The sequence below is a fragment of the Saccharopolyspora sp. NPDC002686 genome, assembly GCF_040295745.1.
GTDB lineage: Bacteria > Actinomycetota > Actinomycetes > Mycobacteriales > Pseudonocardiaceae > Saccharopolyspora > Saccharopolyspora oryzae.
Genome location: NZ_JBEOVY010000088.1, coordinates 1 through 23784, shown reverse-complemented (window position 1 = coordinate 23784; position 23784 = coordinate 1). Strand labels below are relative to the sequence as shown.

Sequence of the window (23784 nt, the reverse complement as noted above, 5' to 3'; positions counted from 1 at the left end):
CGCGCCGACGTCGGCTGGGTCGCCCAGCTCGCGAAGGCCGGGCTGATCAAGGACCTGTCGGACACCCCGTTGGCCGCCGATACCGCCGACTTCCTACCCACTCCGACCCGACGACCTCGAACACCCCCGGACGAGTGGTCTGCTCGCGTCGGGGAACCACAGTTTCAATGGAAACTGTGATCCGCCGTGGGTGGGTTGTGCAGTTTCAATTGAAACTGCGGTCCTCGGCGAGGTTCCGGTGGTATCGGACGGGTGATTCCGGGATCGGTGCGGAAGTGGGAAGGGGTTCACCAGGCGACGGGGAGGTTTTCGAGGCCGTAGATGGCTTGGTGGGTGGTGAAGGGGACCTGCACGTCCGGGATCGCCAGGTGGAGGTTCGGGAACCGCTGCAGCAGGGCGGGGAAGGCGATGCGCATCTCCATGCGGGCCAGCGGTGCACCGAGGCAGTGGTGGATGCCGTGGCCGAAGCCGAGGTGCGGGGTCGTCTCGCGGGTGATGTCGAGCCGGTCCGGATCGTCGATCAGCGCCGGATCCCGGTTCGCCGCGGGGAGGTTGAACATCACGAGGTCACCACGGCGGATGGTGCAGCCCTCGAACTCGACGTCCCGGGTCGCCATGCGCGGCGAGCCGCCGTTGACGACGCTGAGCCAGCGCAGCAGCTCCTCGACGGCCTTGGGCACGCTTTCGGGATCGTCGCGCACGAGAGCCAGCTGGTCCGGGTGGCGCAGCAGCGCGAGAGTGCCCAGACCGAGCATGTTCGAGGTCGTCTCGTGGCCGGCGACGAGCAGCAGGTTGGCGATGCCGACCAGTTCGGCGTTGGTGAGCTCGTCGTCGTGGTCGCGGATCAGCATGCCGATCAGGTCCTCGCCGGGCTCGCGGCGGGCCCGCGCGACGAGTTCGTTCATGTATGCCAGCGATCGCCGGGCGAGCTCGACCTTCTCGTCCTGCGGCAGCGTGGTGTCGAGCTGGCGGTTGGTGCGCTCCTGGAACTCGGCCTGGTCGTCGGCGGGAACCCCGAGCAGCTCGCAGATGACCAGCGACGGGATCGGCAGCGCGAAATCGGCGACCAGATCGGACGGTGCGCCGCGCCGCGCCATCGCGTCGAGGTGCTGGTCGACGATCTCGACGATGCGCGGTTCGAGCCGGCGCATGCGCCGGACGGTGAACTCCGGCGTGAGCATCCGGCGCAGCCTGGTGTGGTCCGGCGGGTCCAGCGAGAGCAGGTTCCCGCTGTGGTCACCGGAGAGCTGGCGCGGGTCCGGGGTCAGCCCGTCGAGGTCCTCGGGACCCCAGCCGTTGCGGAAGGTCTCGGCGTCGCCGAGCATCCGCCGCACGTCGGAGTGCCGGGTGAGCATCCACGCCGACGGGCCGAACGGGGTCGGCACCCGGGTGATCCCGGGCTGCTCGCGCAGCGCCGCCACGGCGGGCGCCGGGCCGAACCCGACGCGGAGGGCGCCGGCCTGCGATTCGTTCATGCGAGCTCCTGGTCTCGGTTGGTGGGTTGGCCCGGGAGGAATGCCGCGATCAGCAGGGCGAAGAGCGCAGCGACCGCGCCGATGCCCAGCACGACGCGGAATCCGCCGAGCGACGGCAGCGCCGCCCCGCCCAGCTCGATCGTCATGTGCGCGAGCACGACGCCCGCGACCGAGCTGGACAGCGACGTGCCGATGGAGCGCATCAGGGTGTTCAGGCTGTTGGCCGCAGCGGTTTCGGACACCGGAACGGCGGCCATGACCAGCGCGGGCATCGCGCCGTAGGCCAGTCCCACCCCGGCGCCGATGATGCTGGAGGCGATCATGAGCTGCCAGATGCTCGACAACATCAGCAGGCTCGATCCGTAGCCGACGGCGACCACGAGCGCGCCGACCATCAGCGTGACCTTCGGCCCCCTGGTCTGCGAGATCCGCGCGGACACCGGCGCCATCGCCATCATGATCAGCCCGTTCGGCGCCATCACCAGGCCCGCGGCGAGGATCGACTGCCCGAGCCCGTAACCGGTGGCCTCGGGCAGTTGCAGCAGCTGCGGGATGACCAGGGACGTCGCGAACATCGCGAACCCGAACACCACGGAAGCGATGTTGGTGAGCAGCACCTGGCGGCGCGCGGTGGTGCGCAGGTCGACCAGCGGCTGCGGCGTGCGCAGCTCCCACCGGCCCCACGCCGCCAGCACCACCAGTCCGGCGATGAGCAGGCCGGGTGTCACGCCGCCGGTCCAGCCCCAGTCGGCGCCCTTGGAAATCACCAGCAGCAGGCACAGAAGCGCCACCGACAGGCCCACCGCGCCCGGCAGGTCGAACCGCCCGCCGGTGCGGGCCTGCGATTCCGGCACCAGCGAGGTCACGAGCACCGCAGCGACGGCGCCGAGAGCTGCGGCGACCCAGAACAGCGTGTGCCAGTTGGCGTTCTCGGCGATGAACGCGGCCGCGGGGAGCCCCAGCGCGCCGCCGACGCCGAGGGAGGCGCTCATCAGCGCGGTCGCACCACCGAGCCGTTCCGGCGGCAGCTCGTCGCGCATGATGCTGATGCCCAGCGGGATGACACCGGAGGACAAGCCCTGCAGCACGCGCCCGACCACCATCGGGGCGAGCCCGTCGGAGAGCGCGCAGACGACCGAGCCGAGCACCAGCATCCCGAGGCTGAACAGCAGCATCCGCCGCTTGCCGTACATGTCGCCGAGCCGCCCGATGGTGGGTGTTGCGACGGCGGCGGCCAGCAGCGTGGCGGTGATCGCCCACGCGGCGTCGGCCGCTCTCGCGTGCAGGAGCTCGGGCAGCTTCGGCACCAGCGGGATCATCAGCGTCTGGGTGAGCGAGACGACGATACCGCTGAACGCCAGCACTGGGACCACGGTGCTGGACTGCACTTGCGGCGGCGTGGCGGGCCGCGTGCTGGAGGCGCGGGTCATGTGCGGAAGGGCTCCCATCGTCGCGCGGTCGGGGACCAGCGCACTCGCCTGAATTAAGTCAGTTGATTGACTGACGATAGCAGCAGCGGTTTGACTGGAGCCACGTCCGAGGCGCACCGGCCCGGGGTGGGCGTCGGGGCGCGTCGAACTGCAGGTCACACTGGAGCAGGCTCCCGAGACCGGTCGCGGAGCTGCGCCAAGTCGGAGGGGCTCGCAGTCGGCGGGCCGCGCGAGAGTCCAGTGCGGTGGTGATCGAGATGGCGCGAACGGCAGGTTCGACGCGGGCCGCGGCGACGCGGGAGCTGATCCTCTCGGCCGCGGAGCGGCTCTTCGCCGAGCACGGGGTGGCAGCGGTGTCCAACCGCCAGGTCAGCGAGGCGGCCGGGCAGGGCAACAACACCGCGGTCGGCTACCACTTCGGCTCGAAGGCCGACCTGGTCCGCGCGATCATGCGCAAGCACAGCGGACCGATCGAGGAGCTGCGCGGCGAGATGGTCGCGGCCGTCGGCGACTCGTCGGACGTGCGCGACTGGGTGGCCTGCGTGGTCCGCCCGTCCACCCGCTACTTCGCCGACCTCGGTGCGCCGACCTGGTTCGGCCGCTTCGGCGCGCAAGCCATGACGGACCCGGCCTACCGCGAGATCGTGGTGTCGGAGTCGCTCAACTCGCCGGCACTGCTGCGCGCGACCGACGGGCTCAACAGCTGCCTGCCCGACCTGCCGCTGGAAGTGCGCCTGGAACGCCGGGACATGGCGCGCCAGCTGATGGTGCACATGATCGCGGAGCGAGAACGAGCGCTGGCCGAAGGGGAATCGACCCCGCGAGCGACGTGGGAGGACGCGGCGAACGGCCTGATCGACGGCATCGTGGGCATGTGGCTGGCCCCCGTGACCGTCCATTGACGTCGAGACGGGTCGTCGTGGCGGAGAGGCGGTTCGGGACGTGGCACCCAGGGCGGTGACGCGGGACCAGTTGGCCGGTGCGGCTCGGGCCGCGCTGGGCGGCGGGCGGCAGTTGGAGGCGGTCGAGCGGGTCGCGGGCGGTAGCAAGAAGGGCGTGTACCGCCTGGTGATGGACGACGCGACGACGGCGATCGCCTACCTGTGGGACGACTCCGAGAACTACTGGCCCGCGGCCGAGGGCGATGACGACCTCACCGACCCGTTTTCGCCCGGCGTCGGCCTCGACCTGTTCGAGGCCGCGCACGCGCGGCTGGACGCGCTCGAAGAAAGCGCTGGACCTGGTCCGCGCCTGAGCGCCCACGACGTCCCGCCTCGATCGCCGCATCGCCACTTGGCCCGAAGAGCCGAACGGCTTCAACGGCCCCAGGCTTGGTTCACCGCGTCGACGATGTGGTGGTAGCCGGTGCAGCGGCAGAGGTTTCCGGCGAGGAGTTCTCGGATCGAGTCGTCGTCGGGGTGGTCTTCGGGGTCGGCCGCCGACAGCGTGACGATGAAACCTGGTGTGCAGAAGCCGCATTGGAGGCCGTGGCAGTCCTTGAAGGCCTGTTGCACCGGGTTCAGGCCATCTTCCGGGGTGAGGCCTTCGACCGTGGTGACCTCGGTTCCGTCCGTCTGGACCGCCAGGGTGATGCAGGAGCGGGCCGGTTCGCCGTCGATCAGGATCGTGCACGCTCCGCAGACGCCGTGTTCGCAGCCCGCGTGGGTTCCGGTGCGGCCGAGGTCGTCGCGCAGGAAGTCGACCAGCAGGCGGCGCACCGGCACCGTGCGCTGGACCCGGTGGCCGTTGACGGTCAGCGTGATTTCTCTGGTGGGGGAGGGGTTTTCAGGCATTCGCCACCTGCTTCAGGGCTCGCTGCACGGCCGCGCGGAGTGCGGCGCGCCGGGTCGCCGGGTCGGCGTGGAGGTCGTCCGGTGGGGCGGTGGAGTCGGCTGCCAGCTGGGCGGCGGTGTCGATCCTCTCGGCGTTCAGCGCCGTCCCGTCCAGTGCGGCTTCCGCTTCTGGGAGGCGCTGGACGGTGCCGCCGATGCCGAAACCGACCAGCCGCACCTCGTCGGAAAGCACCGCTGCGACGCCTGCGATGGCGAAATCGCCCGAACGAGGGCTTATCTCGGCGAATCCGCAGCGTGCATCGCGGATCGGCACGCGCACCTCGGTGAGGACTTCGTCAGCGGACAGCGAAGTCTGGTACGGCGCGACGAAAAGCTCGGCGGCAGGGATAGTTCGGCGGCCGTTGATGCCGGTCACCACGACTTCAGCGTCCAGAGCGGTGGCAGCCGCGCACAGTTCCGCGGCCGGGTCGGCGTGGGCCAGGGATCCGCCGACGGTGCCGCGGGAGCGGATCTGGTGGTGTCCGACGTGCCGCAGCGCCTGGCCGAGCAGAGGACAAGCCTCTCGGACCAGCTGCGAGGTCTCGGCGGTGCGCTGCCGCACGCCCGCGCCGATGACCAGGACGTCGTCCTCGCGGCGCAGCTCCGCCAGCTCCGGCAGGCGGCCGATGTCGACCAGGACGCTCGGCCGGGCGAGCCGGAAGTTCATCATCGGCAGCAGGCTCTGGCCACCGGCGAGGGCTTTCGCGTCCTCGTCCGAGGCGAGCAGCTGGACCGCTTCGGCGACGTCGGAGGGGCGGGCGTAGTGGAACGGTGGCGGCTTCACGACCGGGCCTCCTCGATCAGCCGCCGCACCGCCGACGGGGTCAGCGGGGTGGTGTCGACGTCGGCGACGCCCAGCGGTTCCAGCGCGTGCTCGACCGCGCGGGCGATCGCCGCCGGCGGTCCGATGATGCCCGCTTCACCAGCACCTTTGATGCCGAACGGGATTTCCGGTGCCGGACTGCAGAGCTCCTCGGTCGTGATGTCGGGGATCTCGCAGGCCGTGGGCAGCACGTAGTCGACGAACGTGGTGGCCAGCGGTTGCCCGTCCTCGTAGGGCAGCTGCTCGTGCAGCACCCCGCCGATGCCCTGCGCGACTCCGCCGTGGATCTGCCCGGCCACGGTCAGCGGGTTGATGATCTGACCGCAGTCGTGCACCACCGCGTACCGCCGCACCCGCACGACACCGGTACCGGGATCGACCTCGACGACTGCGGCGTGCGTGGAGTTGGTGTAGTTGGCCGAGGCGTTCATCTTCCCGTCCGGGCGGGGCGCGTGGTCCATGCCCGGCGGTTCGTAGCTGGCGCGCGCGTCGAGTCCCGGATCGGTTCCCGGTGGCAGCTCGAACGTGCGGGTCAACGCTACGCGCGCCACCTGCGACCAGGGCACCGAACTGCCGGGGCTGCCGCGCACCTGGAACCCGCCGTCGGCCAGCTCCAGGTCGTCCGGCGAGGCTTCGAGCAGGTGCGCGGCTATCTCGGTTCCCTTGCGGCGCAACACTTCCGCGGCCTGCGCGATCGCGCCGCCGGCCACCACCGCGCTGCGGCTGGCGAAGCTGCCCAAGCCGAACGGGGCGGTGTCGGTATCGCCCATCACCACCCGGACCTGGTCGATCGGCAGGCCCAGCTCCTCGGCGACGAGCGTGGCCACCATGGTGTGCGAACCCTGGCCCATCGCCGAAATCCCCACCGCGACGGTGACTCCGCCATCGGGGTCGAAGCGCAGGTCCGCCGAGTCCTGGCCGCTCCGGATGCCGGTGACCGCGAAGGCGCTGGCGGCCACGCCCTCGACGTAGGTGGCGTACCCGACGCCCAAGTGCGCGTCCGGGGTGCGTTGTCGCTCTTCAGCGAGCAGTTGCTCGCCGAGCTCGACCGCGCGCTCGAAGGCCTCGCGGTGGCTGCCCGAGTCGATCCGCGCACCTGCCGCGGTCTCGTAGGGCAGGTCGTCAGGGGCGAGGATCATCCGGCGGCGCAGTTCGAGCGGATCGATGCCCCGCTCGCGGCCGATCTTGTCCACCAGCCGCTCGATCGCGAAGGTGCCCTCCGGCATGCCGTAACCGCGGTACCCGCCGAGCGGTGTCTTGTTGGTGACCACGCCTTCCACCGCCACGCACTGGTGCGGGATCCGGTACGGCCCGCACAGCGAACCGACGGCGACCACGCTGGGGCCGAACCCGCCCGGGAACGTCTCGCCGGAACCCAGATCGGTGCGAATCCGCCCGCGCAGCGCGGCGATCGTGCCGTCGTCGCGGACCGCGGCGGACAGCTCGATGCGCATGTCGCGGGCGTGGCAGGAGGTCAGCAGGTGCTCGTGGCGGTCCTCGACCCAGCGGACCGGCCGGCGCAACCGCATCGCCAGCCACGGCACCAGGTACTCCTCCGGGTAGATCGTGTTCTTCTGCCCGAACCCGCCCCCGACGTCGGGCGTGATCACCCGGATGTCACGCTCGACCATGCCGAGCACGTCGGCCAGCATGGTGCGCACGAGGTGCGCGGCCTGGGTGGAGGTCCACACCGTGAGCCGGTCGTCGCGGTACTCGGCCACGACGCCGCGCGGTTCCATGGGAGCGGCCGTGCAGCGGTCGATCGTGTAGGTGCCGCTGATGGTGGGGAAGCGGCGGAACGCCTCGTCCACGGCCGGGTTCTCGGGCGCCATCGACAGCAACCGGTTGTCGCCCCACTCCGGGTAGAGCAGCGGAGCATCGGGTGCCAGCGCGACATCGACGTCGTCGACGGCGGGCAGCGGTTCGAGGTCGACGTCGACGAGTTCGGCGGCGTCCTCGGCGAGGTAGCGGTCGTCGGCGACCACGACGGCCAGCGGACAGCCGACGTAGCGGACCCGGTCGCGCGCCAGTGGGAAGTGCCGGACCGGGCGAACCCACTGCACCAGGTCCGGAACCGGCCCGATGCCCAGCTCAGGACCGCTGATCGCCGCGTGCACCCCGTCCGATTCCAGCGCCGCCGAGGTGTCGACCCCGCGGACCATGGCGTGCGGCAGCTCGCTGCGGACGAACGCGGCCTCGACCATGCCGGGAAGCACCACGTCGGCGAGGAAGCGCCCCCGCCCGGCGACCAGCCGGTCGTCCTCCACCCGGGGCACCCTCGCGCCGAGCAGCGAAGGGCGAGCGCTCTGCATCGGACGCACCATCCGGCCTCCCGGGTCACCGCGCGGCAGAAGCCCCCGCAGCACCGACCACCAGGGGGCGATCCCTACGAAGCCTGCTGCACCCCAGCACTCACCCGCAATCCACCGGAAGGACGCCACCCGCCGGAGCGACGACTTCTGGCAGAGACGTCCGAAAACCTCCGTCGTCGCTGGTCAAGCCCCGTGAGTACTTTGGGTTGCTATAGCGCCCCAAAAGACTCACGGGGCGCCACCTGCGGAAATGCCGCGCTCGCAGTCGGGTCAGAGCCAGTTCTTGCGCTTGAAGATGGTGTAGAGGCTGAGGCAGACCGCGAGCATCAGGACCACCGCGAACGGGTAGCCGAGGGGCCAGTGGAGTTCCGGCATGAGGTCGAAGTTCATGCCGTAGACCGTGCCGATCAGGGTGGGGGCGAACAGGATCGCCGCCCACGACGAGATGCGCTTGATCTCCTCGTTCTGGGCCAGGCTGGCCTCGGTCATCTTCTGCATCTCCTCGTTCTGCGCCTGGGTGACCAGCGTGGCGTTGACGGTGAGGATCTTGTCCAGCAGCTGCCGGAAACCGTCCACCCGCTCGCCGACCGTCGTCGCGTGGTCGGCGACGTCGCGCAGGTAGCGCTGCAGCTCCTGGTCGATGCCGTACTTGTCGAACCCGGCTTCCAGGCTGCGCAGGATGTTCAGCAGCGGCTGCGTCGCGCGCTGGAACTCGATGACCTCGCGGGACAGCTCGTAGATGCGCCGCGATGCGTGCGGTTCGGCCTGGAAGACCTCGGTCTCGATCTCGTCGATGTCGTTCTGCAGCCCGGCGATCACCGGCGCGTAGCCGTCGACGACGTTGTCCAGCACCGCGTACAGCACCGCCTCGGGTCCGCGGCGCAGCAGGTCGGGGTCGTCCTCCATGCGCTTGCGCACCGCTGACATGTCGGGGGACTGGCCGTGGCGGACGGCGAGCACGAAGTTCGTGCCGATGAACAGGTGCAGCTCGCCGAAGCTGACCTCCTCGGTCTCGTCCACGTAGGTCGCGGCGCGCAGCACCACGAACAGCGTGTCGCCGTAGCGCTCGATCTTGGGACGCTGGTGCGCGACGATCGCGTCCTCGACGGCGAGCTCGTGCAGGTCGAACTCCTCGGCCGCGGCCAGCAGCTCCTCCTCGGCCGGCCGGTACAGCCCGATCCAGGCCATCGTGCCGGGTTCGCTGCGCAGCTGCCGGTAGGTCTCGGCCAGGCTCGGCGGGGTCGAGGTGCGGACCCCGTCGCGGTAGATCGCGGTGTCGATCAGCGGCCGGTCGGCCAGCGGCCGGTCGTCGTCCGCGCGCGGGTCCATCGAGTGCTCGGGCGCTTGGGGCTCGACGATTCGCCGCGGTTTGCGCAGGGACCGGGGACGCCATTCGGGCACGAGAACCTCCTGGGTGCGGGAGCAGGCGTTGGCCGAAGACCTCGCTGTCCACGATCGTGGTGAGGGTACCCAGCGACGGGTCGGCTCCGCTCTCCCGGACACCGGCAGGTCGGGGCGCGTTCCCGCATCGGGCGCCCGCCGGGGCAGTGCTCCGGGTGGCGGTGTTGACCTCTACCATTCGGGGGTGGCCGCCTACGACTTCGACGCCTTCGAGCACCTGGACGCCTCGAGCCTGCCGCTGCGCCAGCAGCGGATCCTGGCCACGATCCAGGATTGGGTGAACCGGTACGGGTACTCGCCGAGCACCCGCCAGATCGGCGAAGCCGTGGGACTGCGCTCGTCCTCCTCGGTGTCGAAGCACCTGAACGCGTTGGAGGAGAAGGGTTTCCTGCGCCGCAGCGCCACGGTGTCCCGCCCGATGGACGTGCGGGCGTTCCTGCAGCCGACGGCGGCGAGCGGGTCGGAGACGTCGGTGCCGGTGCCCGTGGTCGGTGACATCGCGGCCGGTACCCCGATCACCGCGGACGAGCACCTCGACGACGTGATGAGCCTGCCCCGGGAGCTCACCGGCCGCGGCACCGTGTTCGGCCTGCGGGTGCGCGGCGACTCGATGGTCGACGCGGCGATCTGCGACGGCGACATCGTGGTGGTCCGCCAGCAGCAGGAAGCCCACTCCGGCCAGATCGTGGCGGCGATGATCGACGAGGAAGCGACGGTGAAGGTCTACCGCCGCCGCAACGGCCACGTCCTCTTGGAACCCCGCAACCCGGCCTACGAAGTGATCGACGGCGACAACGCAGTCGTCCTCGGCGTCGTCGTCTCAGTCCTCCGCAGCGTCTGAGCACTGCACTGCGGTCGTGAGCGCGCAGCAGTGCTCCACCCCGACTCCGCACTCACGACCCGAGGGCGCAGGCGTTTGGGACACCGCATGGGTGAGGGCGTCGCGCAGGGATTTGCTGGCGCGGTTCGTCCGCCGAGTTCAGGCCGGACAAAAGGCATGCTCCAGAATTGGTCGGAAACTACGCGGTCGTCGGAATTCCGCCCAGCGACCGCTCGGCGCTGTCGAGGAGCTCTGCGTAGGTCAGGACCTCTACCCGGCTGGTGTGCGTGTTGAGCGTTCGAAGGACCTGGTTGAGATCCTCTTCCGCCAGGTCCGGGTGCAGGGCGGGATGCCCGATAAGGACCAGCGCACTGGCCCGGCGGGTCTCGATGCCGAACTCCTCGCGGATGCGCTGTCGGTTCTCGTCCAGCCCCACCAGGTAGTTGATCGCCTGTCCCACGGCATCGTGGACTTCGGAGGTCGGTACCCATGCGTTGCGATGGCGCTTCACCAGAGCACGGGCACCCATGGCCCGTTTGAGCTCGACCAGGTGCAGGGTGCCGTCTGCGCGCAGCAGAGGTATGTCCACTTCATCGCCAGAAACAAGCCGCCGGTGAGCTGCTGTCCGGATGAACTGCCCGCCGAAGATCCACGGCTGCGTTTGAAGAGCACGCTGCAGATCGTGTTCGGTGGCAGCGGGATCTTCTGAAAGGCCGCGGAGCTCGGTGATGCTGGCCGCACGACGTTTCAGCTCGGCGGCTTTCAGCAGTGATTGGCCGTCCTCGTCCTCCGCCAGGACCTTGAGCGCTTCCGGTGACATGGCGATCCGTCCGGCAGCTTCAGCCGGATCCTCCACGTCAACGCGGTTGCGCAGGACGCGTTCCAACCAGAGTGCCATCTCGGCACTGCCTCGAACTATTTTGTAGCGCCCTGGCTGGTCTGCGGGGGCCTGCAAGAACGGTAGGTCTTCTCGAAGCCCGACGAAGTAGTTGAACAGCTCGTTCGCGGTGGCGTCGGGATGTTCGCGGAGGAACCGGCGTCCTTGCTCCTCCCAGAAACCAAGTGCTGCGTTCGCAGTGCTCGCCAGGAAGTCCCGGTGCGCTGGGTTTCGTTCCTTTCCTTCCTGAAAGAGCCGGTAGTTCTCCTCGAATGAAGGTCTCAACAGCCTTCCGGTGCTGTAGTCCAGCGAATCTTGCAGGAGTCGCACAACGTGCCATTCGTCTTCTTCTGAAGCGCGCAGGCGGGCTTGTTCCAGTAGCCTGACCAGGGTTTGGCCGCCTCGACGATGTCGTCCCTTCCCGCTTCGAAGATGGGTCAGCACAGCGGCGACAGCTTCCTTGACCTCAGGGGCAGCGGCCTCAGCAGCGATGCCTTCCAGCTGCTCTTCCAGCGCAAAATCCGCTCTGAGCTCCACGACTCGCCATTGTGCGTGAGGCACCGACACCGGCGTGGGTTCGTGCACGTATTCGCGGCCACGTGGAGTGCGGGGGAAGTCCGGTGGCCAGCGGCACTACGGTGTGGGCATGGACAGCGTTGAGGGGATTCGCGGCAGGTTGCGGGATTTCGCGGCGGCGCGGGACTGGGAGCAGTACCACACGCCGAAGAACCTGGCGATGGCGCTCAGCGGGGAGGCCGGGGAGCTCGTCGCGGAACTGCAGTGGGTCGACGACGACGGCGCCGCTGCGGGTTTGGCCGAAGGCGGGCTCAAGGAGCGGTTGGCCGATGAAGCCGCCGACGTCCTGCTCTACCTCATCAGGCTGACCGACGTCTGCGGCATCGACCTCGTCGAAGCGGCCAACGCCAAGATCGACCGCAACGAGACGCGGTTCCCCCCGACCGCCTGAGCGTTCTCGGCGGTCAGGGGACCAGGCCGGTCCACTGTGGACCGGGATCGGTGATCAGCCGCGCGACTCGCGGCGCTGCTCGGCCTTCTCCTTGCGCTGCTCGGCCTTGGCCCGGACGCGGGCGGCTTCCCGCTTGGCCTCGAGCAGGGTCTCGCGCTCCTGCTGGAGCCACTCCGGGTCCTCCTCCTTGAGCGCGTTGATCTGCTCGGTGGTGAGCGGGTCGGTGATGCCGTTGCGGGTCAGGCCGCCGATGGACACGCGCAGCCGGGCCGCGACGACCTGGCGCGGGTGCGGGCCGTTGCGGCGCAGCTCGCGCAGCCACTCCGGCGGGTCGGCCTGGAGGGCGTTGAGCTCATCGCGCGAGACGACACCCTCCTGGAACTCCGCGGGGCAGGCTCCGAGGTACACGTCGAGCTTCTTCGCCGCGGTCGCGGGCTTCATCGTCTGGGAGGTCTTGCGCGATGTCATGCCCCCAGGGTATCGACCCGCACCCGCACCACCTGCGGTGACGCCCGGTAACCTGTGGCGCGTGACTGGTTCGGACGAGCAGCCCTCGTTCACGCTCGCGTACGTGCCGGGCGTGACGCCCGGCAAGTGGGTGCGCAAGTGGGCGGAGCGGATGCCCGACGTGCCGCTGGACCTCGTCCAGGTGTCCGCCGCCGATGCCGCCGACCTGGTGCGCGGCGGCGAGGCCGACATGGTGCTGCTCCGGTTCCCGACCGACCGCACGGGCCTGCACGCGATCCCGCTCTACACCGAGACGACCGTGGTGGTCGTGCCGAAGGACCACGTGATCTCCGCCGTCGACGAGGTGACCGGCGAGGACCTGGCCGACGAGCTCGTGCTGCACCCGCTGGACGACACCCTCGGCTGGGAGCGCCCGCCCGGCCAGCCCGCGATCGAGCGCCCGGCCACGACCGGCGACGCCATCGAGCTGGTGGCGGCCGGGGTGGGGCTGCTCGTGGTCCCGCAGTCGCTGGCCCGCCTGCACCACCGCAAGGACCTCGTCTACCGGCCGTTGACCGACGCCCCGCAGTCGCGCGTCGCGCTGTCCTGGCTGGAGGAGGAGACGACGGACCTGATGGAGCAGTTCATCGGGATCGTCCGCGGCCGGACGGTCAACAGCACGCGCGGCCGCCCGCAGGCCCCTCCGGAGGAGAAGCGCAAGCGACCGGCCGAGACGAAGAAGCCGACCGGTCGCCCGAAGCCGCGCGGCGCGGGGAACTCCCGAGGTGGCAGGCGCGGCAAGCCCCGCCGCCGCTAGCGGTCGAAGCTGGCGAAGTAGGCGGCGGCCATGTCCTCGCCGCCGTGCCCCAGCTCCGTGGCCCGGTTGAACCGCTGTGCTGCGGCTTCGGCGACGTCGAGGCGGACACCGTGCTCACGGCCGGCCTGGACGATCAGCTCGGCGTCCTTCGCGGCGGTGGTCACCGCGAAGCTGGGCGGGGTCAGCCGGTCCTCCAGGATCGCCGCGCCCTTCGCGTGCAGGTAGCCCATGTCCAGCGCGCCGCCGCTGATGATGTCGAAGAACCCCTGCGGGTCCACGCCCAGCCCCTTGGCCAGCGCGAGCGCTTCACCAGCGGCGTTGGTGACGGCGAGGACCCAGCTGTTGGCGACGAGCTTGAGGCGCGTGGAGCTGGCCGCGGCACCGTCCTCGCCGGTCCACACGGTGCGCGAACCCACGGCGTCGAACACCGGTGCCACCGCAGGCCGGCCCTCGGCCGGTCCGGCGGCCAGGACGACGAGCTGTCCGTCCTCGGCGGGCTGGCGGGTGCCGAGGACGGGGGAGTCGAAGAAGAGCAGCTGCTGCTCGCGGGCCAGCTCCGCCATCTCGCCGACGTCGCCGATGCTGGACGTGGTCGACTGGATCCAGGCCGTGCCGGGGCGGGCGGCTGCCTGCCGCATCACCTCCAGCGCGGCAGCGCCGTCGTGCAGCATCGTGACGACGACGTCGGCGTCGTGCACCGCTCCGGCGGGCGTGTCGGCGACGTGCGCTCCGTCGGCTGCCAGCGGCTCGGCCTTCGCCCGCGTGCGGTTCCAGACGTGCACGGTGTGACCAGCGCGGATGATGTTTCGGGCCATCGCAGCGCCCATGATCCCCGTGCCCAGCATAGCCACGGTCCGTGCCTCGCTCATGAAGTCCTCCCCGGTCGGTGGTGCCCTCCCCGCCAGACAAGCAGCTGGCCCGCCACCACGCCAGGCGGAGTGCCCAGCGCCTCAGCAAATCGTCCACTGTGGATTTCCGCGGGGTCGCGCGTCCACCGGTGAGGTGGGCGTTCCGGACACTAGACTCGGAGTATGGAATCCAGACCCGAGCAGCGTCCGTCCCTGCGGGAGCGGCAGAAGCGCCAGACGCGGGCGGCCATGCTCGACGCCGCCGCCGAGCTGATCGGGGAGCGGGGCTTCCGCGAGACCACGATCGACGACATCGCGAAGGCGGTGGGGGCGAGCCGGGCGACCTTGTACTCGTACTTCCCGAGCAAGGACATGATCGTCCGCGAGATCGTCATCGAGATGTGGGATCGCGCGGAGTCGCTGTACCAGGACTTCGGGGCGCTCGAGGAGTGGACGCGGGCGAGCATCGCCGGGTGGGTCGAGCACGTCGTCGCCGCCTGGGAGAAGGACGCCGACCGGCTGCGGGTGCAGAGCTCCGGGCTGGTCCGCTACGACGAGTTCTACCTCGACTACCACCACCGCTTCGTCGCGGCGCTCACCGCGAACGCGGTCTTGTGGCAGCGCTTCGACGAGGCCGACGTGCAGCGCCGCGCGCTGCTGCTGATCAGCGGCCTGGAGCTGTTCCTCAACACCTGGCTGGTGCGCGGCTGGCCGGCGGACCGGGCCGGCGCGATCGAGACGATCACCGACGTCTGGTGCGCGGCGCTGCGCGTCGACTGAAGTCCCGCGCTCAAGCGAAACTCCCGCAGCCGGGCGGAAAAGCGCACGCGGGCGTCACGGCCCCACCTTCCCGGTCACGTCGGGGGCGATCTTGATCTCCGCCCAGTCCGCCCGCGCCTCCGGCCCCAGCCGGCCGACGAACGCGTCGAGCTGCGCCCACAGCGAGCCGGCGATCGTCATCGACTCGGGCGCCAGCACCTGGTCGATCAGCTCGGACCACGCCTCGGGCACGTGCTCGGCGGCCTGCGCTCCCCGCGTCTCGGCCTGGACCACGCGGGTGACCAGCCCGCCGCCGACGGCGAAGGCTTCGCCGGTGAGCGTCGTGTCGCGGTGCAGGAGGTACGTCGCGAAGGCGGCCACGGCCTCCGGCGGGAAGTGGGTGGAGATGAAGTCCGAGAAGCCGGGCTGCTCGATGCCCGCGGTCGAGCGGGTCCACGCGGCGGGCAGGATCGTGTTGGCCCGCACGCCGACCGGCCGGCCGAGGATCGCCTGGGTGCGCGTGAGCGAGAGGATGCCGCCCTTGGCCGCGGCGTATCCGGGCATCGCGGGTGCGCCGTAGCTGCCGTTGGACGAGATGTTCAGGATTCGTCCCGCGCCGGTGGCGGCGAGGCGCGGCCAGGCTGCCTCGCTGATCCGGTGCGCGCCGCGCAGGTGCACGTCGACCTGGGTGTCGAAGTCACCGCCGGCGCCCGCGTTGTTGATCACGATGTCGAGCCGTCCGAAGGCGTCCGCGGCGGCCTGCACGATCTGCTCGGCCTCCGCCACGACGTCGCCCGTCACCCCGACGGCGGTGCCGCCCTCCGCTTCGATGATCCGCACCGCCTCGTCGGTGCCGGGCGGGGTGGCCGAGCCGGTCCAGTCGCGGCCGAGGTCGTTGATGACGATCCGGCAGCCGCGAGCCGCCAGCAGCCGGGCGTAGGCGAGCCCGAGGCCGAACGTGGAAACGCCGGTGATCAGGGCTACTTGGTCGTCGAAGCGCAGTTGATCCATGGCGGCCGGACCTTTCTCGAGGGCGCCGGATGCGGCGTTCGGGCGAACGGAATCGCGACGGTAGTCGACCGGGAGCCCCTCGGGTAGACCAGAAGACGAAATTTCGAGCCATCGATATGAAAACCGAGACGAGAGTATGGACAAGGCTCGCTCGGCGGCTTAGTGTCCTGGCTCACAACGTCGTTCGGCCTCGATCTCCGGCCGTCAGACGAGCTCCGTCCGGACCGTTCGCACCGGCGCGGACCCGCTGCGCCGCGACTTCCCGTCATGCCCCTGCTAGGAGTCGCCTTGTCCGCTTCCGCTCCTGCCCACGCCCTCGACGTCGACGAGCTGCGCGCGCACCTGAGCCGGGCCGACCCCGCGGTGCTGCTGGCCGTGCTGGCCCAGGTCACCCGTGATGCGTCGGTGCTCGACGAGTTCGGCGGCGCGCTCACCCACGTGCCGGATCCGCCCGAGCTGGCGGGCCGCACCGACACCGCCACCGCTGCGGCGATCATCGACCGGCTGGTCGCGGCGCTGACCGCGGACCGGACACCGGAGAGCGGCCCGGCCCCTGACGACCTGGCGTTCTTCACGAGGCTGGTGCCGATCGCGATGGGCGTGACGCCGGGGCCGGAGTACTACCCGATGTTGTTGGAGCAAGGGGGTTTTCAAGCCGCCCAGCCGGTCGAGCCGCTGCCGTCGACGATCGACCTGGCCATCATCGGCGGCGGTCTGGCCGGGATCGCCGCCGCGCTCGCCGCGCAGCGGGAGGGCGTCCGGTACCGGATCTACGAGCGCAACGACGACATCGGTGGCACCTGGCTGACCCAGACCTATCCCGGCGTCGGGGTCGACACGCCGTCGTCGTACTACTCGCTGTCCACCGAGATCAACCCCGACTGGACGAGCTACTACCCGAAGGGCGGCGAGTACCAGGAGTACCTGCGCGAGGTCGTCGACCGGCACGGCATCCGGCAGAACGTCCTGCTCGGCACCGAGGTCGAGGCCCTGACCTGGGACGACGATGCGGCCCGCTGGCGGATTCGGGTGCCCGACGCCGACGGCACCCGCGTCGAGGACGCCGCCGCGGTGCTGACCGCGGCCGGCTACCTCAACCGGCCGCAGTACCCGAAAGCGCCTGGGCGGGAACGCTTCCAGGGCATCAGCGTGCACTCCGGCGAGTGGTACCCCGGCATCGATCTCACCGGCAAGCGGGTCGCCGTCATCGGTGCGGGCTGCACCGCGGCCCAGATCGTCGACGCGATCGCCGACGACGTCGCCCACCTGACCCTGTTCCAGCGCCAGCCGCACTGGGTGGCGCCGCGCAAGCGCGACAGCGACGACGTTCCCGAGCACCACCGCTGGCTCGGCCGGCACGTGCCGTTCTACGCGAACTGGTTGCGGCTCAAGGCGTTCTGGGGATCCGCCGACAACGGCTACCCGGTCGTCATCGTCGACCCGGAGTGGGCCGCCACCCACCGGTCGATCTCGCCGGCCAACGACGTCCTGCTCCAGGACTGCCTGGCCTACATCGACCGCACCTTCGGCGCGGGCTCGGAGCTGGCGGCCAAGGTGACCCCGGACTTCGCGCCGTTCGGCAAGCGGATCATCCGCGACCCGGGCAGCTACTACGCCGCGCTCACCCGCGACCACGTCGACGTCGTCGTCGCCGAGCCCGCGGAGATCACCGAGCGCGGCATCCGGACGCCTGGAGGCGACCTGGTCGAGGTCGACGCCATCGTCTACGCCACCGGGTTCCACCTCGACTTCCTGTCCGATGTGGACATCCGGGGGAGGGGCGGTGTCCGGCTGGTCGACGAGTGGGCCGGCAACGACCCCCGCGCCTACCGGGGCGGCACCGTGCCGGGATTCCCCAACCTGTTCGTCGCCAACGCACCCAACGCGAACCCCAGCCACGGCGCGGGAAACAACTTCGGCATCGAGGTCACCGTGCACTACCTGTTCGAGTGCCTGCGCCTCCTCGCCGAGCGGGGCGCCCGATCGCTGGAACCGACGCGCGCCGCCTACGAGGAGTACGTAGCCCGCATCGACGCCGACATGGAGCGCACCGTCTGGCGGCACACCCCGACCGCGCACACCTACTACCGCAACGCCCGGGGCCGGGTGATCCTCGCTTGCCCGTGGCGGCTGGTCGACGTCTGGACCGAGCACCGGCGGCCCGACCCGGCGCACTTCACCCTCCGCTGATCGACCCGAGTCGCTCGACGAAAGCGAGTTCCCATGTCCGTCTCGGCCTCCGGTGGCCCTGCCACCACTGAAGACCCGGAAAGACGTTCCACCGGCTACTGGGTCGGCGTGCTGCTGATCCTGCTGCTGCTCACCGAGCAGTCCGCCCTCGGCTTCTCCCTGATCGCGCCCGCACTTCCGCAGGTCGCCGCCGAGTTCCCCGGCAGCCAGGTGGTCTGGGTGATGACGGCGTTCACGCTGTCCGGCGCGGTCGCCTCGCCCATCATCGGCAAGCTGGCCGATCGCTACGGCAAGAAGCGGATGCTCGTCGTCACCGCCGCCGTCGGTGCGCTGGGCGCGTTGATGTCGGCGACGGCACCGGCGTTCGCCGTCCTGGTGGCCGGCCGGTTCCTCTCCGGCATCGCCTTCGCCTGCATGGCACTGGGGTACACGCTGATCAGGGACACGTTCCCGGTGCGGATGCAGTCGATCTCGATCAGCATCGCCAACACCGGCGTCGGCGCGGTCGGCGTCGGCTCGCTGCTGGTGGCCGGTGCGCTCATCGACCAGTTCGGGATGCGCTCGGTGTTCTGGTTCGCGTTCGGCTTCTGCGCCCTCGGTGCTCTGCTCGCGGCGCTGGTCGTGCAGGAGACGCCGATCCGCACCCGCTCGCGGATCGACTGGATCGGCGCGGCCCTGGTCACCGCCAGCATGTTCGTCGTCATGTTCGGCCTGTCCCGGGGCAAGACGTGGGGCCTGTTCGACTCCCGGACGCTGACCTTCGTCGGCATCGGGCTGGTCGGCTTCGCCATCTGGGTGTGGTGGGAGCGCCGCACACCGGAACCGCTGATCCGCCTGGACCTGTTCGCCAACCCGGGCTTGCGCTACACCGTCATCGCGGGCGGTATCGCCTACGGCGCCACGACGCTGCTCGCGACCCTGATGCCGATGCTGCTGCAAGCGCCGCAGAGCACCGGATACGGGTTCGGGCTCTCCGCGACCCAGATGGCGGGGTGGCTGCTGCCCGGGCAGCTCGCGATCGTCGCGAGCGGGTTCATCGCCGGCGCCACCGCGCGTTCGCTCGGCTTCCGCAACCACCTCACCCTCGGCGCGGCGGCCATCGCGGTGTCGGCCGTCGTGCTCGCCACCGTGCCCACCGCGCCCGCCGTGATGGTGCTGATCTGGGTGGTCTTCGGACTGGGTTGCATGATCTACGCCGCCGTCCCGAACCTCGCCCTGCTGACCCTGCCCGAGACGGAGCGCGCCGTCGGGTCGAGCTTCGTCGGCGTCGCCCAGACCATGGCCGGAACCCTGATCTCGACGATCGGGTTCACCGTCCTGGCGCACTACGTAGTCGCCACCGGCCCGAGCGGTGCTGCCTACGAGGCGGGTGGTTTCCGGGGCGCGTTCCTGGTCGCCGCTGCTGCCGCGGCGATCGGCGCCCTCTCGTCCTTCGCGGTACCCCGCACCCTGCAGAACCGGAGCGTGAGCTGATGACCACGGCGAAGAGCCTGCTGCCGACCCCGCGGTTCGTCGACACCAACGGCGTCCGGCTGGCCGTCCACGAGGCGAAGCCGGAGCGCGCCACCCGGGACGTGTGCGTGGTGCTCTGCCACGGTTTCCCGGAACTGGCCGCCTCCTGGCGGCACCAGCTCCGACCGCTGGCGGATGCCGGATTCCACGTGCTCGCACCGGATCTGCGCGGCTACGGCCGTTCGACCGGCCCGGCCGACCCGACGGCGTACAGCATCGCGGAGACGACCGCCGACGTCGCCGGCCTGATCGCCGACGCGGGCTACCAGAGCGCGGTGGTGGTCGGCCACGACTTCGGCGGCATGATCTCGTGGTGGATGCCGCACCTGCATCCCGAGCGGGTGGCGGGCGTGATCACCCTCAACACGCCGTTCGGCTACTCCCGCGAGGACCCGCTGGAGAAGTACTCGCAGGCGTACGGGCCGCGCAACTACGTCGCGCACTTCCAGACCCCGGAGCTGCAGGAGCTGATGGAGCGCGATCCGGCGCGGACGCTCCGGTTCTTCTTCCGCCGCGACACCGGATCCGGGACCACCCTCTCGCGAACCGGTCGGCACGACCCGGAGTCGATGAGCTACAGCCACCTGCTCGCCGAGGACGAGGCCACCTGGCCCGGCGAGGTGCTGGTCGGCGACGACGAACTCGCCCACTACGCCGAAGCGTTCGCGCGCACGGGCTTCGGCGGACCGCTGAGCTGGTACCGGAGCATCCCGGGGAACTGGCGCGTGCAGTCCGAGCTGTTCCCGGACGGCGCGGTCCCGAAGCTGACCGTGCCGGCGTTGATGATCGCCGCTCGCCGGGACCCGATCCGCCACCCGGACCTGAGCGACGACCTGCTCCGGTACGTCGAAACCCTCGAGCGGCGGATGCTCGACACCGGCCACTGGACCCAGCAGGAGGACCCGGAGGGCACCAACGAGATCCTCGTGGAGTGGCTCACCCGCCACTTCTGACGCGATCGGGTCTGCGAAGGCAAAGCCCGAACGGCCAACTGGCTCCGCTCGCCGGGAGTGCGCGCGGGGGCCTGAGGAAGCGCCTCCGGCCCCGCGCGGTCACGTCTCCAGGAGGGCGCGGCGCTTCCTGGGGGCTGCGACGCTGCTCCTGATCACGAGTTCGCTGTCCAGGCGGATCTCGCGCCGGCGCAACGGCTCGTCGGAGTTCATGCGGCTGTGCAGCATTTCCACGGCGTTGCGGGCGAGGGCGTCGAGCTGGTGGCGGACGACGGTGATCTGCGGCGTCATCAACTTCGCCCACTCCGCGTCGTGGAACACCACCACCGAGAGGTCCTCGGGCAGTCGCACACCGCATTCCTGCAGGTAGCGCACGACGTGGGCGGATACCGCGGTGTTGCCGACGACGAGCGCGGTCGGGGGCTCGTCCAGCCCGGCCATCGCGCGCACCGCGTTCTCCACCCCGCTGCGCTGGAAGGCCAGTTCTGCCACCAGGGCCGGGTTTTCGGCGATGTCGTGCTCGCCCAGCGCCCGGCGATAACCGTCGATCCGCTCGCGTCCGGTCGAGGTGGTGCTCGGTCCGCTCACCAGCGCGATGCGGCGGTGCCCGCGTTCGAGCAGCGCCGTCGTCGCGGCATGGGCCGCGCTCTCGTTGTCCATGCCGACGACGTCGATCCCCGGGATGCGGTCGATGACCCGATCGACGAAGGTCAGGTCGATGCCGAGGTCCCGCATGTGCCGCCAGGCCGCCGCGTTGCCCGTGCCCGGTGCGGCGATCACGCCGCGCACCCGCTTCTGCATCAGCAGTTCGATGCTCCGCAGTTCCATCGCCGGGTCCTCTTGCGTGGTGGTGAGCAGGACGCCCAGGCCGAACTCGGCGGAGTGCCGGACGACGTGCTCGGCGAGGTGGGCGAAGAACGGGTTCGCCACGTCCGCCAGGACCAGGCCGATGGTGTTCGTGGTGCGGGTGCGCAGTTCCCGGGCCGCGCTGTGCGGGCGGTAGTCGAGCGCCTTGATCGAGGCGAGCACCCGCTTGCGGGTCCGCTCCGAGACCGATCCGTTGGCATTGACGACTCGCGACACCACGCCGGGCGACACCCCGGCGTGCTCGGCCACGTCCTTGACCGTCGGTGCCCGGCCGCGTGCCATGGTCCTCCTCCGCTTCCCGCCGTCCGCCACCTTCGCGGCCCGGAGCTTCGCCGCTCCGGGCGATTTCACCCTACGGGTTGACACCGATGTGGCCGGATGGCACAAAGTACAACGTTGCACATCTCGTATAACGTTATACATGACTGACGAGGGAGTCAGCATGAAAGGCGTCCGAACTGCCTGCACCCGCATCTGCGACTGGCGAAATCGGCCTCTCGAAACCCCTGCGCCACCAGTGGGGACCCGATCATGAGCGCTCGGGATGTGCCCGCGGAGCGGGCGTGCTTGCCGGAAGTTCCCGCGGAACTCGCGCGGCGCAGGCTGAGCCTGGCCACGATCGCGAAGTTCTTCGGGCCGGGAGCGATCATCGCATCGTTGACCGTGGGCAGCGGGGAAACCGTTCTCGCGTCCCGGATGGGCGCGGTCTTCGGCTTCGCGGTGCTGTGGGTGGTGGTGGTCGGCACGGTCGCGAAGGCCGCGGTGATCTACTCCTCCAACCGCTACATCGTGCTGACCGGCGAGCACCCGATGAGCGGGCTGGCGCGCGTGATCCCAGGGCCGCGCGGTTGGTTCCCGCTGCTCATCGGCACGTTGGCGGTGCTGTCCTTCCCCTTCGTGGCCAGTGCGCTGGCCTCGGGGATCGGCGGCTACCTGAACAAGGTCGTCGGCGGGCCGGCGGTCGCCTGGGGACTGGTGCTGCTCGTCCTGGCCGCCGCGATCGCCTGGTTCGGGTGGTACGCGCTGCTGGAACGCGCCCAGATCGCGATCGTCGCGCTGAAGGTGGCGCTGGTCGTGGTCGCGGTGTTCGCCGCGAACCCGCAGTGGCTCGACGTGCTCGGCGGCTTCGTGCCGCAGGGCCTCGGCTACGAGCCCTTCGTCTTCACCGAGTACCCGGAGATCGCCGAGCGGTCCGCTTGGGTGGAGGCCGTGGTCTTCATGGGCGGTCTCGGTGGCGGCATGTACGACTACATCGGCTACGCGGGCCTGATGCGGGAGAAGCGGTGGGGTGCGCTGGGGCTGCCGGGTCGCGACGACGCGGCATCGACCTCCGAGCCGCTTGAGCTGGTCGACACCCCGGAGGAGCGCAGCCGGGTGCGGGGCTGGGCCAGGGCGCCGCTGGGCGACGTCGTGCTGAGCTTCGCGACCATGGGGTTGACCGCGGTCGCCTTCACCATCACCGGCAAGGAGATCCTCGGGGCCGCGCACAACGTGCCCAGCGGGAACAACGTGCTGACCTACCAGGGCGACGTGCTGGGCATCATCCACCCGGTCCTGCGGTACTTCTACATCGTCGCGATCATCATGGTCTTCCTCGGCACCATGTACGCGATCTGGGAGGTCTACACCCGCACCACCCACGAATCGCTGTCCGCGGTGTCGAAGCGGGTGCGCGAGGGAGGCGTCGCGCGGACCCGCCGCTGGGTCTACGGCTACGTGCTGGTCGGCGGCGTCGCGCTGATCCTCACCGGGGCGGACCTGGTGTCGTTGATCAGTCCGGCGAACATCGTCGGCGGAACCGTCGCGGTGGGGATCTACGGGTTCGGCCTGCTGGTGCTGGAACGCCGGGTGCTGCCGAAGACCTTCCGGATCGGCCGCGTCGGGCGTTTGCTCATCGCCCTGTCCTCGACTGCGCTCCTCGTCGCCGGGCTCATCGCGCTGGCCCAGTACTCGGGGGTCCTGCGATGAGCGCCGCGTGGCGGATCACCCCCGGATACCTGCTGGGCACCGGATGTTTCCTGCTGCTGGCCGGTTTCCGGGTCGCCGAGGGATCGTGGTCCTGGGCCGCGATCTTCGTTCTGGCCGCCGCATCGCAGGTCTACCTCGGGTGGAAGGCCGCGCCGGCGCGGCCGAGCGGAGCACCGGCCCGGTCGAGCCGGACCAGCGGTGGTGTTCAGCGGAATGCGCGGATCTGGCGGGCGATGACCGCTTCGTCCTGCCTGCTCACCGTCGCGCTGCTGTTCGTCCAGCCGGTGCTGTCCGTGATCGCGGCCGCCATCGGCCTCTACTGCTCGTGGATGGTCGTCCGGACGCGAACCGTCGGCCGAGGTGCCGAAGTCTGATCGCGAAAACCGTTGTGCCACCGCGCCTTCGCGGCTAGATCCTGCGCAGGACGGTTCCGCGGACGCACACACCGAGCGCGGTCCACAGCCGGCGCGGCGTGAAC

The 23784-nt window shown here is 70.3% G+C and carries 23 protein-coding genes; 12 read left to right on the top strand and 11 right to left on the bottom strand.

Annotation, left to right across the window (positions count from 1 at the left end):
* Positions 1-180 (top strand): hypothetical protein (locus tag ABTZ89_RS14460; protein WP_351044417.1); only part of this gene is annotated, 180 nt, incomplete at its 5' end.
* A gap of 107 nt (positions 181-287) precedes the next feature.
* Here ABTZ89_RS14460 and ABTZ89_RS14455 read toward each other — a convergent pair.
* Both ABTZ89_RS14455 and ABTZ89_RS14450 read right to left on the bottom strand, forming a co-directional pair.
* Positions 288-1475: a cytochrome P450 gene (locus ABTZ89_RS14455; RefSeq protein WP_351044414.1), complete on the bottom strand. Its 1188-nt coding sequence runs from the start codon at positions 1473-1475 to the stop codon at positions 288-290.
* Complete coding sequence (locus tag ABTZ89_RS14450; RefSeq protein WP_351044411.1) at positions 1472-2905, bottom strand: MFS transporter; 1434 nt, start codon at positions 2903-2905, stop codon at positions 1472-1474. The genes ABTZ89_RS14455 and ABTZ89_RS14450 overlap by 4 nt, the downstream gene beginning before the upstream one ends.
* Before the next feature lie 257 nt (positions 2906-3162).
* Between ABTZ89_RS14450 and ABTZ89_RS14445 the strand changes: the two genes are divergently transcribed.
* Together ABTZ89_RS14445 and ABTZ89_RS14440 are read left to right on the top strand one after the other, a co-directional pair.
* Positions 3163-3807 (top strand): TetR/AcrR family transcriptional regulator, encoded by a 645-nt coding sequence (locus ABTZ89_RS14445; RefSeq protein ID WP_270953428.1) that lies wholly within the window; start codon positions 3163-3165, stop codon positions 3805-3807.
* Positions 3808-3847: 40 nt separating this feature from the next.
* Positions 3848-4267, top strand: coding sequence for a hypothetical protein (locus tag ABTZ89_RS14440; protein ID WP_351044408.1), 420 nt, complete (start codon positions 3848-3850; stop codon positions 4265-4267).
* Here ABTZ89_RS14440 and ABTZ89_RS14435 read toward each other — a convergent pair.
* From ABTZ89_RS14435 to ABTZ89_RS14420, 4 genes are all read right to left on the bottom strand, one after another.
* On the bottom strand, positions 4222-4698 hold the full coding sequence (locus ABTZ89_RS14435) for a (2Fe-2S)-binding protein (RefSeq protein WP_351044405.1): 477 nt from the start codon (positions 4696-4698) through the stop codon (positions 4222-4224). The genes ABTZ89_RS14440 and ABTZ89_RS14435 overlap by 46 nt on opposite strands.
* A complete protein-coding gene (locus ABTZ89_RS14430) occupies positions 4691-5521 on the bottom strand; it encodes an FAD binding domain-containing protein (RefSeq protein ID WP_351044402.1) in 831 nt (276 codons plus the stop codon). Before ABTZ89_RS14430 ends, ABTZ89_RS14435 begins: the two co-directional genes overlap by 8 nt.
* Complete coding sequence (locus ABTZ89_RS14425) at positions 5518-7872, bottom strand: xanthine dehydrogenase family protein molybdopterin-binding subunit (protein ID WP_351044399.1); 2355 nt, start codon at positions 7870-7872, stop codon at positions 5518-5520. Before ABTZ89_RS14425 ends, ABTZ89_RS14430 begins: the two co-directional genes overlap by 4 nt.
* Before the next feature lie 270 nt (positions 7873-8142).
* Entirely contained in the window at positions 8143-9273 is a 1131-nt protein-coding gene (locus ABTZ89_RS14420; protein ID WP_270953422.1) for a magnesium and cobalt transport protein CorA, read from the bottom strand.
* 184 nt (positions 9274-9457) lie between these two features.
* Between ABTZ89_RS14420 and lexA the strand changes: the two genes are divergently transcribed.
* Positions 9458-10114, top strand: coding sequence for a transcriptional repressor LexA (gene lexA, locus ABTZ89_RS14415; protein ID WP_270953420.1), 657 nt, complete (start codon positions 9458-9460; stop codon positions 10112-10114).
* Between the two features lie 178 nt (positions 10115-10292).
* Here lexA and ABTZ89_RS14410 read toward each other — a convergent pair whose 3' ends face one another.
* Positions 10293-11507 (bottom strand): Shedu immune nuclease family protein, encoded by a 1215-nt coding sequence (locus tag ABTZ89_RS14410; protein ID WP_351044394.1) that lies wholly within the window; start codon positions 11505-11507, stop codon positions 10293-10295.
* Between the two features lie 109 nt (positions 11508-11616).
* Here ABTZ89_RS14410 and ABTZ89_RS14405 point away from each other — a divergent pair, with 109 nt between their 5' ends.
* Entirely contained in the window at positions 11617-11937 is a 321-nt protein-coding gene (locus tag ABTZ89_RS14405) for a nucleotide pyrophosphohydrolase (protein WP_270953417.1), read from the top strand.
* 54 nt (positions 11938-11991) lie between these two features.
* Here the strand turns inward: ABTZ89_RS14405 and ABTZ89_RS14400 are convergent, their stop codons facing one another.
* Positions 11992-12405 carry a DUF5997 family protein gene (locus ABTZ89_RS14400; protein WP_270953416.1) on the bottom strand — a complete coding sequence of 138 codons (414 nt, stop codon included), beginning with the start codon at positions 12403-12405 and terminating at the stop codon, positions 11992-11994.
* 61 nt (positions 12406-12466) lie between these two features.
* Here ABTZ89_RS14400 and ABTZ89_RS14395 point away from each other — a divergent pair, with 61 nt between their 5' ends.
* Entirely contained in the window at positions 12467-13201 is a 735-nt protein-coding gene (locus ABTZ89_RS14395; protein WP_351044391.1) for a LysR family substrate-binding domain-containing protein, read from the top strand.
* On the opposite strand, the gene ABTZ89_RS14390 is transcribed toward ABTZ89_RS14395, so the two are convergent.
* Positions 13198-14070 (bottom strand): NAD(P)-dependent oxidoreductase, encoded by an 873-nt coding sequence (locus ABTZ89_RS14390; RefSeq protein WP_351044388.1) that lies wholly within the window; start codon positions 14068-14070, stop codon positions 13198-13200. The two genes, ABTZ89_RS14395 and ABTZ89_RS14390, sit on opposite strands and share 4 nt — an antisense overlap.
* Before the next feature lie 162 nt (positions 14071-14232).
* Here ABTZ89_RS14390 and ABTZ89_RS14385 point away from each other — a divergent pair, with 162 nt between their 5' ends.
* Entirely contained in the window at positions 14233-14829 is a 597-nt protein-coding gene (locus tag ABTZ89_RS14385) for a TetR/AcrR family transcriptional regulator (protein WP_270953412.1), read from the top strand.
* Between the two features lie 54 nt (positions 14830-14883).
* On the opposite strand, the gene ABTZ89_RS14380 is transcribed toward ABTZ89_RS14385, so the two are convergent.
* A complete protein-coding gene (locus tag ABTZ89_RS14380) occupies positions 14884-15819 on the bottom strand; it encodes an SDR family NAD(P)-dependent oxidoreductase (protein WP_351044384.1) in 936 nt (311 codons plus the stop codon).
* 288 nt (positions 15820-16107) lie between these two features.
* Here ABTZ89_RS14380 and ABTZ89_RS14375 point away from each other — a divergent pair, with 288 nt between their 5' ends.
* The 3 genes from ABTZ89_RS14375 to ABTZ89_RS14365 are packed head-to-tail and all read left to right on the top strand — an operon-like array spanning position 16108 to position 20474.
* Positions 16108-18009 carry a flavin-containing monooxygenase gene (locus tag ABTZ89_RS14375; protein ID WP_351044381.1) on the top strand — a complete coding sequence of 634 codons (1902 nt, stop codon included), beginning with the start codon at positions 16108-16110 and terminating at the stop codon, positions 18007-18009.
* 33 nt (positions 18010-18042) lie between these two features.
* Entirely contained in the window at positions 18043-19482 is a 1440-nt protein-coding gene (locus ABTZ89_RS14370; protein ID WP_351044378.1) for an MFS transporter, read from the top strand.
* A complete protein-coding gene (locus ABTZ89_RS14365; protein ID WP_351044375.1) occupies positions 19482-20474 on the top strand; it encodes an alpha/beta fold hydrolase in 993 nt (330 codons plus the stop codon). Before ABTZ89_RS14370 ends, ABTZ89_RS14365 begins: the two co-directional genes overlap by 1 nt.
* A gap of 99 nt (positions 20475-20573) precedes the next feature.
* Here ABTZ89_RS14365 and ABTZ89_RS14360 read toward each other — a convergent pair whose 3' ends face one another.
* Positions 20574-21620: a LacI family DNA-binding transcriptional regulator gene (locus ABTZ89_RS14360; RefSeq protein ID WP_270953407.1), complete on the bottom strand. Its 1047-nt coding sequence runs from the start codon at positions 21618-21620 to the stop codon at positions 20574-20576.
* A 249-nt stretch (positions 21621-21869) separates the two neighbouring features.
* On the opposite strand from ABTZ89_RS14360, the gene ABTZ89_RS14355 reads away from it, so the two are divergent.
* Together ABTZ89_RS14355 and ABTZ89_RS14350 are read left to right on the top strand one after the other, a co-directional pair.
* A complete protein-coding gene (locus ABTZ89_RS14355; protein ID WP_351044371.1) occupies positions 21870-23306 on the top strand; it encodes an Nramp family divalent metal transporter in 1437 nt (478 codons plus the stop codon).
* Complete coding sequence (locus ABTZ89_RS14350) at positions 23303-23680, top strand: hypothetical protein (protein WP_351044368.1); 378 nt, start codon at positions 23303-23305, stop codon at positions 23678-23680. Before ABTZ89_RS14355 ends, ABTZ89_RS14350 begins: the two co-directional genes overlap by 4 nt.
* Positions 23681-23784: the final 104 nt, after the last annotated feature.